The organism is Enterobacter cloacae complex sp. 372C4, assembly GCF_050030615.1.
Lineage (GTDB): Bacteria > Pseudomonadota > Gammaproteobacteria > Enterobacterales > Enterobacteriaceae > Enterobacter > Enterobacter intestinihominis.
Genome location: NZ_JBLGUQ010000001.1, coordinates 2,988,829 through 3,005,907, shown reverse-complemented (window position 1 = coordinate 3,005,907; position 17,079 = coordinate 2,988,829). Strand labels below are relative to the sequence as shown.

The following is a 17,079-nucleotide window of genomic DNA, read 5'->3' as shown; positions in this document are numbered from 1 at the left end:
GGGGGCTCAAACCGCACGGTAGAACGGCTTATCCCCCAGGATCGTCGCCCGCTGCATAATCCTTCGCTGCGGCAGGTAATCCGCATTGGCGTAATGCTGCGTGACGCGGTTATCCCAGATCGCCAGATCGTTCTCCTGCCAGCGCCAGCGCACCTGAAACTCCGGCTTCGTGATATGCGCAAACAGGAAACTGAGCAGCGCCTCGCTCTCTTTTTCCGTTACGTCCACAATGCGCGAGGTAAACCCTTCGTTCACAAACAGCGCCTGCTTGCCGGTCACCGGATGGGTACGCACCACCGGGTGCAACAGCGGCGGATGTTTTGCGACCGCATCCAGCCAGCGCTGGTGCTCCTCTTCCGTTTTACGGTACTTATACTCCTGGAACGATTTTTTAAAATCATGCTCCGCCCGCAGGCCACTTAGCAAGGTCTGGAACGGCGCGGAGAGCGCCTCAAACGCCGCAATGCCGCTCGCCCACAGCGTATCGCCGCCGGTCTCTGGCAGTAGTTTTGCTGCCAGAATCGCCCCGGCTGGCGGTGTGTCGATAAAGGTAACATCCGTATGCCAGTTGTCATTATCGGGCGGGTTATCGTTATGAGTGTCCAGCACGATAATTTCCTCCACCCCTTCCGCATGCGGGTAGACCGGGTGGATATGCAGGTCGCCAAAACGCAGGGCCAGCGCGCGCTGCTGTTGCGGGGTGATGGCCTGCTCGCGCAGGAACACCACCTGATGGCGCAGCACCGCGTGGTACAGCTGCTCAAACTGGTTATCGCTCAGCGGACGGGTTACGTCCAGGCCCGACACCTGCGCGCCAATGTACGGCCCCAACGGGATAATCGTCAGACGTTCACTCATTGTATTTCTCCATGCCAGGGCGTCAGGCGACGCTGTAGCGTGCGCAGTCCCAGTTCTAATCCAAAGGCGATCGCGGCGATGACCCCGATCCCTGCCAGTACCACGTCAGTCGCCAGGAACTCTCCCGCCGACTGCACCATAAACCCAAGGCCGCGCGTGGCGGCAATCAGCTCTGCCGCCACCAGCGTTGACCAGCCCACCCCAAGGCCGATGCGCAACCCGGTCAATATCTCCGGCAGCGCACCTGGTAAAATGACGAACAGCAGTACCTGCGCGCGGCTGGCGCCGAGCGACTGCGCCGCACGTATGCGTACCTGCTGCGCACTCTTTACGCCAGCCAGAGCCGACATTGCTACCGGCGCAAAAATAGCCAGATATATCAGTAAGATCTTTGACGTCTCGCCGATGCCAAACCAGATCACCATCAGGGGCAGATAAGCCAGCGGCGGTACGGGACGGTAAAGCTCTATCAGCGGGTCGAGAATGCCGCGCACCGTCGGGCTCAGTCCCATCGCAATCCCCACCGGAACGCCAATAATGACCGCCGCCAGCAGCGCCACCAGAATACGCGTCAGACTGGCGCCTAAATGCTGCCAGAGGGTGGCATCCATAAAGCCCTGCGGTCCGGCGATGGCGATCAGTTTTTCCAGAACCTGGCCTGGCGGGGGCAGAAACAGCGGGCTGATCCACTGCTGCGCGGCAACCGCCCACCATACCGCCAGCAACACCACCAGCGTGCTGACGCTTAAGGTGAGCTGGCGAGAGAACGGCCAGCGTAAGGCACGGCGCGTCCGCCGCGTTTTTTCACTGAAGACAATGCTCATGAGAACGCCTCCCGCTGTTCAAACACACGGCTCAGGATGTATTCCCGTTTTTCGATAAATAGCGGGTCTGATTTAATGCTGCGTACTGGCTCTCCCGCCACATAGCGCCGGGCAAACTCAAGCGGCAGACGCTCCAGCACGCGTCCCGGTCCCGGTGAGAGCAGCACCAGCTCCGTCGCCATAAACACGGCCTCTTCGATATCGTGGGTGATTAACAGCACCTGCTTGCCGGTTTCGTGCCACAGGCGCAGCAGCAGGGTTTGCATCTGCTCACGGGTAAAGGCATCCAGCGCCCCGAAAGGTTCGTCCAGCAACAGCAGCTGAGGGTTAGCCGCCAGCGCACGGGCAATCCCGACGCGCTGACGCTGCCCGCCTGAAAGCTGCCAGATAAAGCGTTTTTCAGCCCCCTCCAGCCCGACCTTTTTCAACATGTCGCGCGCCGTATTCAGACGCTGTTCACGCGCTACGCCGGCCAGTTGCAGACCAAACGCAACGTTTTCCTGCACGTTTCGCCACGGAAGTAGCCCTTCGTTCTGGAAGACCACGCCGCGCTCTGCGCCCGGCCCCGTTACCCGTTTTCCTTCGAGTTGGATCGTGCCGTGCTGATACGGTACAAACCCGGCGATCAGGTTCAGCAGCGTCGTTTTCCCGCAGCCGGACGGCCCCAGTACGACCAGCAGTTCACCGCTGTCCAGCGTCAGGTTGATCTCTTTCAGGGCGGGTTTGCCGCCGTAATCGGCAGACAGGTTTGTAATGTTCAGCATCGCAGCCCCTTATTTCACAAAGCGGTCGGTCACGAACCGGCTGTAATCCGCTGCCACCGCAGGCACTTTGCCCTGCTCTTTCAGGAACGTCGCAGTGTCGACAATCGCTTTGCTCACCGGCCCGTTCAGCTGCTGGACCTGCTGCGCAGGTGTCAGATAGGTGTTGCCTTTCACCAGCCCCGGCACGTCAGCTTCCGGCACACCGCTCAGACGTGAGAGCTTCTCCAGGTTGGCGGGCTGTTTCAGCCATTCATCCGGGTTGCTGATGTAAGGCTGCTGGGCCTCGATGGCGCTTTTGGCGAAGGCTTTCACCACTTCAGGGTGTTTTTCGGCAAAGTCCTTACGAACGACCCAGACATCAAGTGTTGGCGCCCCCCATTGCCCCACTTTTTCGGAGTCGGTCAGCACGGTGCCATCTTTTTCCAGCTCGTTGACGGCGGGCGCCCAGACGTATGCTCCGTCAATGTCGCCACGCTGCCAGGCGGCAATAATCGCTGGAGGTTGCAGGTTGATGATCTGCACCTGGCCCGGCTTAATACCCCAGTGTTTCAGCGCTGCCAGCAGGCTGTAATGCGTGGTGGAGATAAACGGCACCGCGATGCGTTTGCCAATCAAATCTTCGGGTTTCGTGATGCTTTTCTTCACCACCAGCGCTTCGGAATTTCCGAGCTGCGATGCCAGCAGGAAGACTTCAATCGGCACCTGCTGGCTGGCGGCAACGGCCAGCGGGCTGGAACCCAGGTTGCCAATCTGCACGTCGCCCGAGGCTAACGCCCGCACAATTGCCGCGCCGCTGTCGAACTTGCGCCAGTCGACGTTCGCCCCGCTCGCTTTGGCGAAGGTGTTATCCGCCTGCGCGACTTTCGCCGGTTCCGCGGAAGTCTGATACGCCACGGTGACGTCCACCGCCTGCGCCTGAAATACCCACAGCGCCAGTGCACCAAGTAACGTGATTCGCGATGAAATTGCCATACCGTCTGCTCCCCTTGTTGTTATAAGGGCAGTATTTCCGGCGCGAGAATTTTGATAAAGGAATAAAAAAGAATCGCTAATGACGATTCGTTTTTAGAAAAAAAGCGGGAAAGGATAGTGAATTTTGTACGGTTGTTTCGCCGGGTGGCGCTGCGCTTACCCGGCCTACGGTTCGTGCAATTTGTAGGCCGGGTAAGGCGCAGCCGCCACCCGGCAAAGGCCTCAGCGCTGAACCGTCAGCGCAGCAATATCCTGCGGCGTGGTCCGACAGCAGCCGCCAATCAGCTTCGCGCCTGCTTCCAGCCACTGCGGTAAATACCCCGCCAGCGTCTCGCACGTTTCACCGTGGTGATGCCAGGTTTTACTCACCGCATCGTAATGCTCGCCGGAGTTCGGATAGACCACCAGGGGCAGCGACGTCAGGCTGTGCAGATGCGTCAGCGCCGCCGTGGTGTTTTCCAGCGCGATACAGTTAATCCCCAGCGCGACAACCTGCGGGTAGCTTTCCAGCGCAGAAACAACATCCCGCAGCGGCGTTCCGTCGCTCAGGTGCTCACTGTCACGCAGGGTAAATGAGAACCATGCCCGGGCGCGCGGATATGCCGTCAGCAACGCCGCCAGCGCCTTAATCTCAGTGAACGAAGGCAGCGTTTCACAGGCCAGGAGGTCCGCGCCCGCATCCAACAGCGCCTCTACACGCGGGCGGTGGAAGGCGGTAAATTCTTCAGCGCTACGCACATAATCGCCGCGATACTCGGAACCATCGGCCAGATACGCGCCGTAAGGGCCCACAGATCCCGCCACCAGCAAAGTGCCTACATTTGCGTTCTCAGCCAGGTACGCTTCGCGCGCTTTGCGTGCCAGCTCTACGCTTTTGCCGATCAGCGTCCGGGATTGCGACTCGTCCAGCCCGCGAGCGGCAAAGCCTGCGGGTGTCGCCTGATAGCTGGCGGTGATCGCCACCTGTGCCCCCGCGCGGTAGTAGTCGAGGTGTACGTCGCGGATCAGCTCCGGATTTTCCATCAGCACTTTGGCCGACCAGAGACTGTCGGCAAGGTTACAACCGCGCGCTTCCAGCTCCGTTGCCATCGCCCCATCCAGCACGACAAACGGCTGTTTTTCAAGGAGGGCGGTAAGCGGATTATTCTGCGACATGTTCAGGCTCCTGCGTGGTCAGATTTCGGGTCAGGTAGTACGCACCATAACACAGGGCGACAAACGGAAGCCCGCAATAAAGGGCAATACGCTGGCTGGGGTCAAACCACAGGCCGACGCAGGCCACCAGGCAGAGGATAAAGCCAAGCACGGGCACCAGCGGATACCATGGCGCGCGATACTGCAACGCGGATAGCGGCTGGCCGGACTGCACGTGACGGCGACGAAACACGAAGTGCGACGCGCAAATGCTAATCCACACCGCCACCACCGCAAAACCGGAAATGGCTGACAGGGCCACAAACACCGTATCCGGCGCGACCACGCTGGAGAACAACGCCAGCACGCCGCCCAGCATGGAAACAGAAAGCGCCGTCAGCGGCACGCCGTTTTTGTTGACGCGGGCAAAGCAGCGCGGCAGCGTTTTCTCGTTAGACAGAGACCACAGCATACGGCCAGAGGCGTACAGACCCGAGTTCGCCGCCGAGAGGATCGCCGTCAGGATCACGAAGTTAAAGATATCCGCCGCATACGGAATGCCGACCTTTTCAAACACCAGCACGAACGGACTTTTCTCCACGCCAGCCTGCTGCATTGGGATCAACGCCGCCAGCACAAACACGGTGCCAATAAAGAAGATGATGAGCCGGGCGATGGTGGTGCGAATAGCAACCGGAATAACCTTGTGTGGGTTTTCCGTTTCCCCCGCCGCGATGCCGATAAGCTCCGTTCCTGAGAAGGCAAAGTTGACCGCCACCATGGTCATCAGGATCGGCAGGCCACCGTGCGGGAACCAGCCTTCGGCGGTAATGTTGCTTAGTCCCGGCGCGGCAGAGCCGTCCGCCATCGGGATAAAGCCAAAGATGGCCGCGCCGCCGAGAATAATAAAGGCGACGATGGTGATAACCTTGACCAGCGAGAACCAGAATTCCCCTTCCGCGAAAAAGCGCGTGGAAATCACGTTAAGACCAAAAATCACAGCGCAAAAGACAACGCACCACGTCCAGACGGGAACCTGTGGGAACCAGTACTGCATGCAGAACCCGGCCGCGGTAAAGCTCGATCCCAGCGCCACTGTCCACGTAAGCCAGTAGAGCCACGCCACGGTATACCCCGTCGCCGGGCCGAGATAGCGGGCGGCATAGACGTGAAACGCGCCGGTTTCCGGCATCGCCACGGAAAGTTCGCCCAGGCATTGCATGACCAGCCAGACCACCAGCGCACCGATAAGATATGCCAGCAGCGTGCCCGCCGCGCCGGTTGTCGAGATGATATATCCGGTATTGAAGAATAACCCTGTGCCGATAACGCCACCCAGCGAGAGCATAATCAGGTGGCGGGTTTTCATGGTGCGCTTAAGTTGCCCGTTTTCTTGTTGTGTTTGCATGTTACCTTCTAAACGTATGGACATCTAAACATCCAAAGAAGGAGTGTTATACCGCGATTGTTAACAAAAAGCCACCCGGCGCGACTTCAGCGCAATTATTGGTAAATCCTTAAATCAGTTCTATAGTCGACACAGTTTCTTCTTCACCAGGACTCACTATGCGATTTAACGGACTGACCAAAGGTTTCTTTATTCTCATCCTGGCCCTTGTAACCTGGGCCTTCTTTGACGTGCTGTCTCCCTATTTCTCGGCGATTCTGTGGGCCGCGATCCTGACCATCATTTTCAACCCGGTGAAAAACAAACTGCGTACCGCGCTGGGCGATCGCAACGGGCTGGCTTCACTCCTCACACTCGGCATTATCTGCCTGATTGTGTTTATTCCGTTGATGGTGATCCTTTCCTCGCTCGCGGTGGAACTGAACATGGTTTACACCAGGCTGCAACAGAACAACACGCAGTTCCCGGAAGTGATCGCCGGTATCTTCAACCGCCTGCCGGACTGGGCCAGCGGCTTCCTGGCGGATCACAACCTGACCAACGCCGCGCAGATCCAGAAAAAACTCTCCGATGTCGCGTTACAGGGCGGGCAGTATCTGGCGGGCAGCGCGTTCCTGATTGGGAAAGGGACGTTCGGCTTTGCCATCAGCTTTGGCATTATGCTGTATCTGCTGTTTTTCTTGCTGAAAGACGGGCCGTATCTGGTGCGCCAGATCCTCGACTCGCTGCCGCTGTCTGACTTCGTCAAACAGCACCTGTTCGCTAAGTTTGTCGGCGTGTCGCGCGCCACGGTAAAAGGCACGGCGGTCGTGGCGGTGGTTCAGGGCACGCTTGGTGGTATCGCCTTTGCTATTGTCGGTATTGACGGCAGCGTATTGTGGGGCGCACTGATGGCATTTCTCTCCCTGGTGCCTGCCGTTGGGTCGGCCATCGTCTGGGTTCCCGCCGCCATCTTCCTGTTTGCCACTCACCAACTGTGGCAGGGTCTGTTCATTGTGGGCTTCTTCGTCATTATCGTCGGGCTGGTGGACAACCTGTTGCGTCCGCTGCTGGTGGGCAAAGACACCAAAATGCCGGACTACCTGATACTGATCACCACGCTCGGCGGTATGGAGCTGTACGGCATCAACGGCTTTGTGATTGGGCCGCTGATTGCCGCTCTGTTTATCGCCTGCTGGAACCTCTTCTCCGGCCGCGATCACGCAGGCAACGCCGAGGAGCTGGACGCAGACTTTATCGAAGAGGGGAGAAATTCTCCGGATCTATAAAGAAACGCGTTCTGTGAGGCGGCCCTGTGCCGCCTTTTTTTTCGCGATAAATCAGAGGTTTTCTATAATCTGAAATGAACGCTCTTCCACATTTGTCGTAGAAGGATCCAACAGGTGCGAATCGCCACGATCACGAACTGGGCTTATGGTGTCACGGTGTGCCTGACCATTGCCTCCGGCATCGTCATGCTGATGGCTTCCCACGCCGATAACATCGAACGTGAAGCCGTTAAACAACGCCAGGTCTTCGATCAGCTGACGGAGGAGATCGAGACAGACACCTGGATGCTCTCCGATCTGGCGCGGCTTTACGTCATCCAAAAAGAGCCCGAGGTGCTTGAGAAATATCAGGCGAAAGAAGCCGAGCTGAAGAATATCGAACACACGCTGCGACAGCTCAAAAATACGGGGGCATCGGGCGAAGAGCTGGCGCTGCTGTACGACGGACTGAAAATTGTAGACGATCTCCAGGATGAACAGCAGGCAGCCATTGACGGCATCGCCCGTGGCGAGGAACAGCAGGCCGTTTCGCTGCTGTTTGGTAAGAGCTATGAGCTGGAACTCGAACGGGCACACAACACTATCGAACGCTTTCGCATGCTGCTGGACAAGCGCATTATTGCCGACGTGCAGGCCGCAACCAAAACGTCCAAAACGCTTCGAACGGCCTCTGAGGTGATGGTCGGCCTGACCGCCCTGCTCTTCCTGTTTGTGATGGTTTTCATCCTCAAGCGCCGCGTACTCCGTCCGGTGGTGCGTCTGAGTGACGTAGTTCATCGTCTTGCATCGCAGGATTACGCCGTCGAAACGCCGAACTTTACCCAGGTTGATGAAATCGGTGATATGGCGCAGGCCATCCGCATCTTCCGTGAGAACGGGCTGGCAAGGCAGCGGCTGGAAAAAGAGCGCGAGGCTGACTGGGCCATCCGCGAACTGCTGGCGCGAATGACCCAGCGGTTGCAGGGCTGTGAAAACTTTGCCGACGTGATGAATGTGGCGGAGCTGTTTGCACCCAATATTGCGCCGGGGGTTTCAGGGCGCCTGTATATTCTGGAACGCGAGCCGTGGCAGATGCGCTGTACGGCCGAATGGCTATCGCCAGAAGGGGATAAAAAGCCGTTCCATCCTGACGAATGCTGGGCCGTCCGGCGTGGTCAAAGCCATCCGCCAGTGAACGGCGAGCCGGATATCGGCTGTTATCATCTGCCCGAATCACAGGCGCAGCAATCGCTGTGCGTTCCCCTGATTGCTCAGGGCGAGGCGATTGGATTGCTCTCACTCCAGAACATCACGCCTGAAACCGCGCCGTCCCGCGCCTATCTGGAACTGATGGCCGAGGCGCTGGGACTGGCGCTGGCCAACCAGCGGCTGCGCGATGCGCTGCTGGAAAAAGCCCTGTTCGATCCCTTGACGGGGCTGCGTAACCGCCACCATCTGGAAGATACGTTACGTACTCAAATGAAGCAGGCGGTGCGTAACGAGGAGCCGGTAAGCTGCCTGATGATCGATATCGATCACTTCAAGAGCATTAATGACCGCTTTGGTCATGAGGCCGGCGATCTGGTGATTAAAAGCGTGGCAGCCATTATTCAACGGGCGGTACACGATAGCGGGCTGGCCTTCCGCTATGGGGGTGAAGAGTTTTTGGTGCTTCTTACCGGTGCAAATGAGGAAGCAGCGCACGCCGCTGCAACGGAGATCTACAACGGCGTGCATGCGCTTTCGCTGCGCTACGGGCTTTCGGAGATTGGCCCGGTGGATGTGTCGATCGGGATCGCCAGCTATCCGCAGCACGCCCAGAGCGATAATCTGCTGCGCGCGGCGGACGTCGCGTTGTACCGGGCGAAAGAGCTGGGCCGCTCGCGGATTGTCAGCTTTGGGATGCTGGAGGCGGGCTAAAGGGGTTATTCGAGCCTCAGGTTCAGGATCGCGCGATCGCCCAAAGCACCACCATACCCAGCAAATTACTCCGCTTTTCCACGTACAGGGTGCCATCGATTAAATAATATCCCTGAGGATAACAGATGCGGATCTCTCTCTTGAGTTCCGGCTCATAGACTTCCGCCCCCGAACAGCTATTTCTGCTGCCGGATTCATACCGGTAAGGTTGGCTCCAGGCAGAGTATTCTCCGTTCAGTAGCCAGGCCGCGGTAAAGATGACGAAAATGGCAACCGGCAGGCTGAAGATGATGAGGCCGAGGTAAAGTTTGACAACGTCAACAAGGGTTTTGTCTTTAAACGCCCTCTTCGCGGCGAACATCACTATCGCCACCAGCGGCAGCAGCAATGTGACAGCCGCAAGATACTGTTCCCCCAGGGCCGTAAGAAATGTCACGCGATAAATCTCGATTGACCAGACAACAAAGCCAAATATCAACGCTAACCCGCCAACGATGAGTGGAATTAAAAAGGCATAGCTATCTTTTTTCATGATGGACGGTTCCTTGTCATGCGTCTGCGGTAAGAAGGTTAAGCATCGCTCGGGTGGCTGCCAACTGACGGCGTTTTTACATCCTGATTATGATGGATAAACGTGGGGAGAGATAAAATATATAAACTAGTAGGATAACTAAATTATAATTCTTATACTTATGTTAAAACGTGGAGGCTGAAATGCGATTTATCCTAATGCTGTGCTGCTTTTTAGTGCAAAGCGTCCCCCTGGCTGGTGAGTTGCCAAAACCTGCTGGTAAACCCATTTTAACGATTTACGGTAATATCGAGAACACTAATGAAAGTGGAAAAGCCGTGTTTGATATCGCCAGCCTTGAAAAACTCGGTATGGTGAGCTTCCAGACATCATCCCCCTGGTATAATGGCCGCACAAAGTTTGAGGGTGTTCCAATGAGCAAACTCATGGATTATATTGGCGCAAAGGGTAACGTGGTCAATGTTATAGCGCTTAATGATTACGCGACAGCCATCCCGCTGAGCGACTTTAAAAAATATAATGCCATACTCGCTTTGAAGGTTAATGGTGAATATATGCGCATCCGAGATAAAGGTCCGGCATTCATTGTATATCCCTACGACAGTCTTCCTGAATTAAATAATCAGATATATTATTCGCGATCGGCATGGCAGGTCAGCAAAATGAAGATTGAATAGCAGTTCAGGAGAACATAATGAACAGGATACTGGTTGGTATCATTTTTTCTCTTTTTATCACCACTGGATATATTGCTTTTCTTGTTTACGATCGACAGCAGGAGCTCCAAAAACTGACTCATTACACGGAGTCATGGTCTGTCGCCCAACTGGTATCCGAATATTACCGCTTTGAATCATGGCTTGGTCTGTACGCAACCGATTCCGATGACGTTACGATAGACCAGGTCCGGATGCGGCTGGAAATTATGCTAAGCCAGAATGATCTGTTTAAGGAGGGGGATTTAGGACATTACATTAAAAACGTTCAGGCACATCATGACCTCGCGTTAAGCCTTGATAAAATCCTTACGTATCTGGATGCTAACCTCGAAAAAATGAGCCATTCGGATGTAAAAACATACCTTCATACCATGCATTTGCTGGATGCTCCACTCAGTCAGCTTTCATCAAGCGCGTTAACGAAAGACATTAGCACGATTAACAGTAGCAACCATAAAATACAGATCCTGTATTATATTTACTCAGCCCTCTCTTTACTGCTGATCATTCTGAGTATTATCCTGGGTTTTTTAACGATCTATCAAAATAAAAACATCCTTAAAGCGCACAGGCAGGTTGAAAGTCTTGCAGAAGAACTCCAGTTATCCAAGGAGACCCTACAGATTCAGAATTCAAAACTAGAGTATGACGTTTACCATGATTCCCTCACTGGCATGAAAAACCGTCTGTACTTCTGGGATGAGCTCAGCAAACTCAATCTTGAGGCCGAAGAAAATCATGTTCCCGTTACGGTAATGTTATTTGATTTAGACCGATTCAAAGAGGTCAACGATACCTATGGTCATGATGCTGGCGATTTACTGTTACGTCAGGTATCAAGACGATTGACCGCCATGAGCAATATTTCAGACAGATTTTACCGTTTAGGCGGAGACGAGTTTGCTTTTTTAGCCAGTGGGTTAAACGAAAGCGAAGCCGTTTTGCGCGCTAGAGAAATCAGCGAGAATATCAGTAAACCCTATACGATTAATAACCAGCTCATAAAAATTGCCACCTGCGTGGGTATTGTTTTATCAGATAATGAACGACGTGCTGATTATCTTTATAAGTTCGCCGATCTGGCGCTCTATGAAGCCAAAAAGGCAGGCTCACAGCAGATTAAAGTTTTCCGCCAGCGAATGCTTCAGAAGTTACAGGAGAGCAGAACGCTTGAAAATGATATGGCAAGGGCGATAGAAAACAATGAATTTATTGTTTATTACCAGCCTATTGTGAATTCCGTCAGCAAGGAAATTTACGGCTATGAAGCGCTTATTCGCTGGATGCACCCCGTCAAGGGAATGCTTTCCCCGGATAGCTTTATTTTCGCCGCAGAAAAAACAGGCATGATCAACGAGATAGGTAAAACCGTACTTAAACTGGCCTGTAGGGAAGCGGTCTCCTGGGCTGTTCCGGCCAGGATCTCCGTAAACGTCTCGCCTGTTCAATTAGGCAGCAAATCATTTATTAATACGGTGCAGACCGTTCTGGCTGAGACCGGGCTCCCGGCTAACCGTCTTGAGTTAGAGGTCACGGAGTCATCCCTCTTTAGTGACAGAAATAACCCCATTGCGATTCTGAAAAAACTCCGCGCACTGGGCGTAAGAATTTCCATTGATGATTTTGGCACGGGTTATTCGTCGCTCTCCAGACTCAGCGAACTGAATTTTGATAAAATCAAGATCGATAAATCTTTTGTCAATCCGATATCTACACAAGAAGATGCGCTTAATATTGTGAAGCTTATTACCGGTATGGCTAAGAGCCTTAATATGGGCGTTATAGCCGAGGGCGTTGAGACCGAAGAGCAGCTTGAGCGGCTTCAGGCTCTGGGTTGCGAGCTTGTGCAGGGATATCTTTTCAGCAAACCACAGCCTCAGGTCGACAGCAAAATTAAGAGCGGCCAGGAATGATTCCCTCTCCTCAACCCGATGCCAACCGTGATCACGTTTTTCACCCCTGGGTATTCACTTATAAAAATCAGGTGTTATCATTCACCCCGTAAATACCTTTCAACTCAACCCGAGGCTTTGATGCTGGAGAATGTAATCATCCGATAATCAGCTTACCGACCTTTCCAGGCCGGACTGATTATCAATGCGCCGAAATCGAATGCGGACACCGCTGTGTGTTTGCACGTTTTGCACATGATGATTAAACAGGTTTTCCAGTATGAATTTATCCCGTCAGGAACAACGTACCTTACACGTTCTCGCCAAAGGTGGCCGTATTGTGCACGTCCGCAATACCTCCGGCCGCGTCACCGCCGTTGAATGCTATAGCCGCGAAGGGCTACTGCTGGCTGACTGCACGCTCGCCGTTTTCAAAAAGCTCAAAACCAAAAAGCTGATCAAATCCGTCAACGGTCAGCCCTACCGCATTAACACTACGGGGCTGAATAACGTCCGCGCCCAGCCCGATAACCGTTAAGGAGAGGATGATGGATATCCCACGTATTTTTACTGTTAGCGAAAGCGAACACCGCATTCATAACCCCTTTACGCAAGAGAAGTACGCGACGCTGGGCCGCGTGTTACGCATGAAGCGAGGCACACGCATTCTCGATCTTGGCAGCGGCTCGGGAGAGATGCTTTGCACCTGGGCACGTGATTACGGTATCACCGGTACCGGCATCGACATGAGCCCGCTCTTCACCGCGCAGGCCACGCGGCGCGCAGAGGAACTCGGCGTCAGCGAACGCGTCCATTTCATTCATAACGACGCGGCTGGCTATGTCGCGAATGAAAAATGTGACGTGGCGGCCTGCGTTGGCGCAACCTGGATTGCGGGTGGCGTAGCCGGGACGATGGATCTGCTGGCAAAAAGCCTCAAGCCCGGGGGAATAATGCTCATTGGCGAACCGTACTGGCGTCAGGTACCCGCGACGGAGGAGACAGCTCAGGCGTGCGGCGTCTCGTCGATTGCAGACTTTCTCACTCTGCCCGGTCTGGTTGCGTCTTTCGATCAACAGGGCTATGACCTGGTTGAAATGGTGCTGGCAGACCAGGAAGGCTGGGACAGGTACGAAGCCGCAAAATGGATGACCATGCGTCGCTGGCTGGAGGAAAACCCAGAAGATGACTTCGCGCAGGAGGTTCGGGCGGAGCTGACGATAGCGCCTGAACGTCATGTGACGTACTCGCGGGAGTACTTTGGCTGGGGAGTGTTTGCGTTAATGGCGCGATAATATGGCGCTGGCGGTATAGCCTTGGGGGTATGCCGCCGTTCAACTTCTTACAGGTACAAAACTATGGGACGAAAACGTGCAGACATCAGCAACATTTGCTGCCATGATCTAAGAATGAGATTTACTGGAATGCAGGGTAACTATTTGACTTAGATGGTGCCGATAATAGGAGTCGAACCTACGACCTTCGCATTACGAATCAGAAGCACCACATTTAACTAACTGTTTTTACAAGAATTGACCGCATTCACACAGCCAATGCTGATGGAACAAACAGAAAGATGACGGATGATGATTTCTGGTGCATGACACAACCATGGCACAACCGTGGCACAAGAAATCACATCACCGGGCAATCATCAAACTCACCTGTCCGCGCATCGTTGATGATGTACGTGATTACTCCAAACACAGGACTTTCTATCCCGTCGAAGTTACCAGGTAACCTTTCCTTTCGTCCGTTCAGCGCGTTCTCAAGGTGAGGCTGAGGATGGGTACGGTAAATCTTCACCTTGAACTCGCCTTCAATCTCACAGACAAGCAGGGAGCCATCACATGGGTTAAGTGACGAGTCGATGACAAGCAGCGCATCTTTCATGATGCCGCAGCGGTAGATGGTTTCTGACGCTTTCATGTAGTACGTAGCTGATGGTTTGTGGATGAAACGCTCATCAAGCGACAGGCGGTTCTCAACGTAATCAGCAGCCGGGCTCGGGAATCCCATAACTCACCTCCGATAGTTACTGTATATGCATACAGTATTATCGATCGGCGGTATCGATCAATAGTCTTTGTGGTGCTACACTTCAGGCCTTTCAGAATTCACTGATTTTTATCATGTTAAAGTTATTCGCCAAGTACACATCGATAGGTGTTATCAATACGCTCATTCACTGGGTTGTGTTTGCCGTTTTCATCTACGCATTTCATACAGGTCAGGCACTTGGCAACTTTGCCGGATTCGTCGTGGCGGTGTCATTCAGCTTCTTTGCAAACGCAAGATTTACCTTCAAGTCTTCCACAACAACCATGCGTTACATGCTTTACGTAGGTTTCATGGGCTCACTGAGCGCTGCTGTTGGTTGGGCTGCTGATAGGTCCGGCATGGCTCCTATCGTGACTCTTATTCTTTTCTCCGCCATCAGCCTGGTGTGCGGTTTTATTTATTCAAAGTTCATTGTCTTTAGGGATGCGAAATGAAAATTTCTCTGGTCGTTCCGGTATTTAATGAAGAGGAAGCGATTCCTATCTTCTATAAAACCGTTCGTGAATTTGAAGGGCTTCAGCAACACGAAGTTGAGATAGTCTTCATCAATGACGGCAGTAAAGACGCGACAGAATCAATAATTAACTCGATTTCCATTGCTGATCCGCTTGTAGTTCCGCTGTCATTCACAAGAAACTTCGGTAAAGAGCCTGCTCTGTTCGCCGGGCTTGACCACGCAACCGGTGAAGCGATTATCCCGATTGACGTTGACTTGCAGGACCCTATCGAAGTTATTCCTCACCTGATAGAGAAATGGCAGTCCGGCGCAGATATGGTGTTGGCTAAGCGCTCTGACCGATCCACTGACAGCCGTCTGAAACGTAAATCTGCTGAGTGGTTCTATAAACTTCACAACAAAATCAGCAACCCGCAAATCGAAGAAAACGTTGGCGACTTCCGGCTCATGTCTCGCGAAGTAGTGGAAAACATTAAGCTCATGCCAGAGCGCAACCTTTTCATGAAGGGCGTGCTAAGTTGGGTTGGTGGCCGCACAAATGTCGTTGAATATGCCCGCGCAGAACGCGTAGCCGGCAGCACAAAGTTCAACGGTTGGAAACTCTGGAACCTTGCCCTTGAGGGGATCACCAGCTTCTCTACCTTCCCGCTGCGCATGTGGACTTACATCGGTCTCTTTGTTGCCGGTGCTGCCTTCCTTTATGGTGCGTGGATGATATTTGACACGATTGCATTCGGTAACGCCGTGCGTGGTTATCCATCTTTACTGGTTTCTATCCTGTTTCTTGGAGGCATCCAGCTGATCGGTATTGGTGTGCTGGGTGAATACATCGGAAGAATTTATGTCGAGGTTAAGCAGCGTCCTCGTTATATTTTGAGGGGTAAGAAGTGATGAATAATAAAAAATGGCTTATCCCAGCAGGAATAATTTCTTTGGCATGGTTGCCAGTTATTTTTGCAAGCAGATACTATATGGATGACCTTGGAAGAAGTGTCCGTGGATATTACGACTGGTCCCCAAACGGAAGGCCGTTCGCTGAAGCAATATTCAGAGCTATAACTTTTAACAATGGCATGTATGATATCTCTCCGTTGTATCAAATATTGGCATTTTTTATCATGGGGATGTGCTGTGTTTTACTTATAAAAGCACTTCGCTTACAATTTTCTACAAACAACTTAATAATTTCTTCATTATTATTTTTAATGCCATTTTATCTAGAGAACATATCATACAGGTATGATTCTTTGACAATGGCCTTGTCTTGCCTCTTAGCTCTTTATTCATATCATCTAGCAAGAAATAAACCAGGCTATTTATGGATGGCGCTTAGCTTGCTGATTGGTGTGCTTTATCTTAGCACATATCAAACCTTCATCTCTGTCTTTGTAATTGTATCATTGTTATCTGTTGTCAAGAGCGCTGAGTTGTTGGATGGTGCTAAACGTGAGATAAAGCCAGCAATATCTTTTCTTTTATCATATTTAATATATTCTAAATTAATTGCGCCATTATTCATAACCGGACAATACAATATTACCCATAGTCAGGTTTCATTTGACGCCGCTCTTTTTAAGCGGAACTTTATAGGAGCCTTTGATTACTTAACTGGAATCATTGGTTACTACGAGATATTGATTCTGTCTATCAACATTGCATTTATTATTTTTTTATTATTCAAGAATATTAACCAGAAAGCTAAAGCAAAGTCTATTGTTAACTTTGTTATAGTGACCTTTGTTGCATTTATACCAGTTTTGATCTACCTGCCTTTGAAGCACCCTGTATTTTTCCCAAGGGTTTTCGTAGGTTTCGGTTGTGTTATAGCCGCGTGCGCACTGGTTTTAGATGCTGAAAAATATAAATTTTCACGATATATAGTATTAGCAAACTTAGTTGTAGCTTTGGTTTTGTCATTAGCATACAACAGAGCATCCGACTCGATGAACCTTAATGACCAATTATTGGTTAATGAAATTCAACAGAAGACATCTCCAAATGACACAATTATTGTCTTTGGAAGTCAAAGTAGAGATGCGATTACACAGAGGCTCGCAAGCTCCTTCCCTATGATTAATATCATGACACCTCTCTATCTAAACAATGAAAACTGGTGGGGGAAATTGCTACTAAACAAATACAACATTAATAATAAATTCTTAACATCAAAACCAGAAAGAGATACGGCTCTGTTAGAAGCATGCTCTATTTCAGGTGGTGACTACGGTGTATTCAAGGAAGATGGAGTCGTATATGTAATGCTTGAAGGAGCAAAATGTAATTAAAAATAA

General features: G+C 52.4%; 17 protein-coding genes. 9 read left to right on the top strand and 8 right to left on the bottom strand.

The features are described 5' to 3' along the window. Positions 1–6 precede the first annotated feature (6 nt). The 6 genes from tauD to mmuP all read right to left on the bottom strand — a co-directional run bounded on the left by tauD (position 7) and on the right by mmuP (position 5,960). Entirely contained in the window at positions 7–858 is an 852-nt protein-coding gene (tauD, locus tag ACQG11_RS14555) for a taurine dioxygenase (RefSeq protein ID WP_023305554.1), read from the bottom strand. Beyond that, positions 855–1,682 (bottom strand): taurine ABC transporter permease TauC, encoded by an 828-nt coding sequence (gene tauC, locus ACQG11_RS14550; protein ID WP_046620593.1) that lies wholly within the window; start codon positions 1,680–1,682, stop codon positions 855–857. Before tauC ends, tauD begins: the two co-directional genes overlap by 4 nt. Then, entirely contained in the window at positions 1,679–2,446 is a 768-nt protein-coding gene (tauB, locus tag ACQG11_RS14545; protein ID WP_022647194.1) for a taurine ABC transporter ATP-binding subunit, read from the bottom strand. The genes tauC and tauB overlap by 4 nt, the downstream gene beginning before the upstream one ends. Positions 2,447–2,455: 9 nt before the next feature. Beyond that, positions 2,456–3,418: a taurine ABC transporter substrate-binding protein gene (gene tauA / locus ACQG11_RS14540; RefSeq protein WP_045621056.1), complete on the bottom strand. Its 963-nt coding sequence runs from the start codon at positions 3,416–3,418 to the stop codon at positions 2,456–2,458. Positions 3,419–3,640: 222 nt separating this feature from the next. After that, a complete protein-coding gene (mmuM, locus tag ACQG11_RS14535; RefSeq protein ID WP_426728496.1) occupies positions 3,641–4,573 on the bottom strand; it encodes a homocysteine S-methyltransferase in 933 nt (310 codons plus the stop codon). Continuing rightward, a complete protein-coding gene (mmuP, locus tag ACQG11_RS14530) occupies positions 4,560–5,960 on the bottom strand; it encodes an S-methylmethionine permease (protein WP_023305550.1) in 1,401 nt (466 codons plus the stop codon). Before mmuP ends, mmuM begins: the two co-directional genes overlap by 14 nt. A 158-nt stretch (positions 5,961–6,118) precedes the next feature. On the opposite strand from mmuP, the gene ACQG11_RS14525 reads away from it, so the two are divergent. Together ACQG11_RS14525 and ACQG11_RS14520 are read left to right on the top strand one after the other, a co-directional pair. Continuing rightward, positions 6,119–7,228, top strand: a complete 1,110-nt coding sequence (locus ACQG11_RS14525) for an AI-2E family transporter (RefSeq protein WP_022647190.1) — start codon at positions 6,119–6,121, stop codon at positions 7,226–7,228. Positions 7,229–7,342: 114 nt separating this feature from the next. Beyond that, positions 7,343–9,127, top strand: a complete 1,785-nt coding sequence (locus ACQG11_RS14520; protein ID WP_426728495.1) for a diguanylate cyclase — start codon at positions 7,343–7,345, stop codon at positions 9,125–9,127. Between the two features lie 22 nt (positions 9,128–9,149). On the opposite strand, the gene ACQG11_RS14515 is transcribed toward ACQG11_RS14520, so the two are convergent. Continuing rightward, positions 9,150–9,659: a hypothetical protein gene (locus ACQG11_RS14515; protein ID WP_063146701.1), complete on the bottom strand. Its 510-nt coding sequence runs from the start codon at positions 9,657–9,659 to the stop codon at positions 9,150–9,152. Between the two features lie 182 nt (positions 9,660–9,841). Between ACQG11_RS14515 and ACQG11_RS14510 the strand changes: the two genes are divergently transcribed. The 4 genes from ACQG11_RS14510 (at position 9,842) to ACQG11_RS14495 (ending at position 13,565) form a co-directional block, all read left to right on the top strand. Next, on the top strand, positions 9,842–10,336 hold the full coding sequence (locus ACQG11_RS14510; protein ID WP_426728494.1) for a molybdopterin-dependent oxidoreductase: 495 nt from the start codon (positions 9,842–9,844) through the stop codon (positions 10,334–10,336). 17 nt (positions 10,337–10,353) lie between these two features. Beyond that, complete coding sequence (locus tag ACQG11_RS14505; protein WP_063850154.1) at positions 10,354–12,291, top strand: putative bifunctional diguanylate cyclase/phosphodiesterase; 1,938 nt, start codon at positions 10,354–10,356, stop codon at positions 12,289–12,291. Positions 12,292–12,550: 259 nt separating this feature from the next. Beyond that, the gene (locus ACQG11_RS14500; RefSeq protein ID WP_022647185.1) at positions 12,551–12,808 is read left to right on the top strand and encodes a YjhX family toxin; all 258 of its coding nucleotides are present in this window, start codon (positions 12,551–12,553) and stop codon (positions 12,806–12,808) included. Positions 12,809–12,818: 10 nt separating this feature from the next. Next, on the top strand, positions 12,819–13,565 hold the full coding sequence (locus tag ACQG11_RS14495) for an SAM-dependent methyltransferase (protein ID WP_022647184.1): 747 nt from the start codon (positions 12,819–12,821) through the stop codon (positions 13,563–13,565). Between the two features lie 340 nt (positions 13,566–13,905). Here ACQG11_RS14495 and ACQG11_RS14490 read toward each other — a convergent pair whose 3' ends face one another. Beyond that, the gene (locus tag ACQG11_RS14490; RefSeq protein ID WP_426728493.1) at positions 13,906–14,289 is read right to left on the bottom strand and encodes a S24 family peptidase; all 384 of its coding nucleotides are present in this window, start codon (positions 14,287–14,289) and stop codon (positions 13,906–13,908) included. A 113-nt stretch (positions 14,290–14,402) separates the two neighbouring features. On the opposite strand from ACQG11_RS14490, the gene ACQG11_RS14485 reads away from it, so the two are divergent. Genes ACQG11_RS14485 through ACQG11_RS14475 form a run of 3 tightly spaced genes read left to right on the top strand, consistent with a single transcriptional unit; the run spans position 14,403 to position 17,073 of the window. Continuing rightward, positions 14,403–14,765, top strand: coding sequence for a GtrA family protein (locus tag ACQG11_RS14485; protein ID WP_426728492.1), 363 nt, complete (start codon positions 14,403–14,405; stop codon positions 14,763–14,765). Next, positions 14,762–15,679 carry a glycosyltransferase family 2 protein gene (locus tag ACQG11_RS14480; RefSeq protein WP_426728491.1) on the top strand — a complete coding sequence of 306 codons (918 nt, stop codon included), beginning with the start codon at positions 14,762–14,764 and terminating at the stop codon, positions 15,677–15,679. Before ACQG11_RS14485 ends, ACQG11_RS14480 begins: the two co-directional genes overlap by 4 nt. After that, entirely contained in the window at positions 15,679–17,073 is a 1,395-nt protein-coding gene (locus ACQG11_RS14475; RefSeq protein ID WP_426728900.1) for a glucosyltransferase domain-containing protein, read from the top strand. The genes ACQG11_RS14480 and ACQG11_RS14475 overlap by 1 nt, the downstream gene beginning before the upstream one ends. The last annotated feature ends 6 nt before the right edge of the window (positions 17,074–17,079 follow it).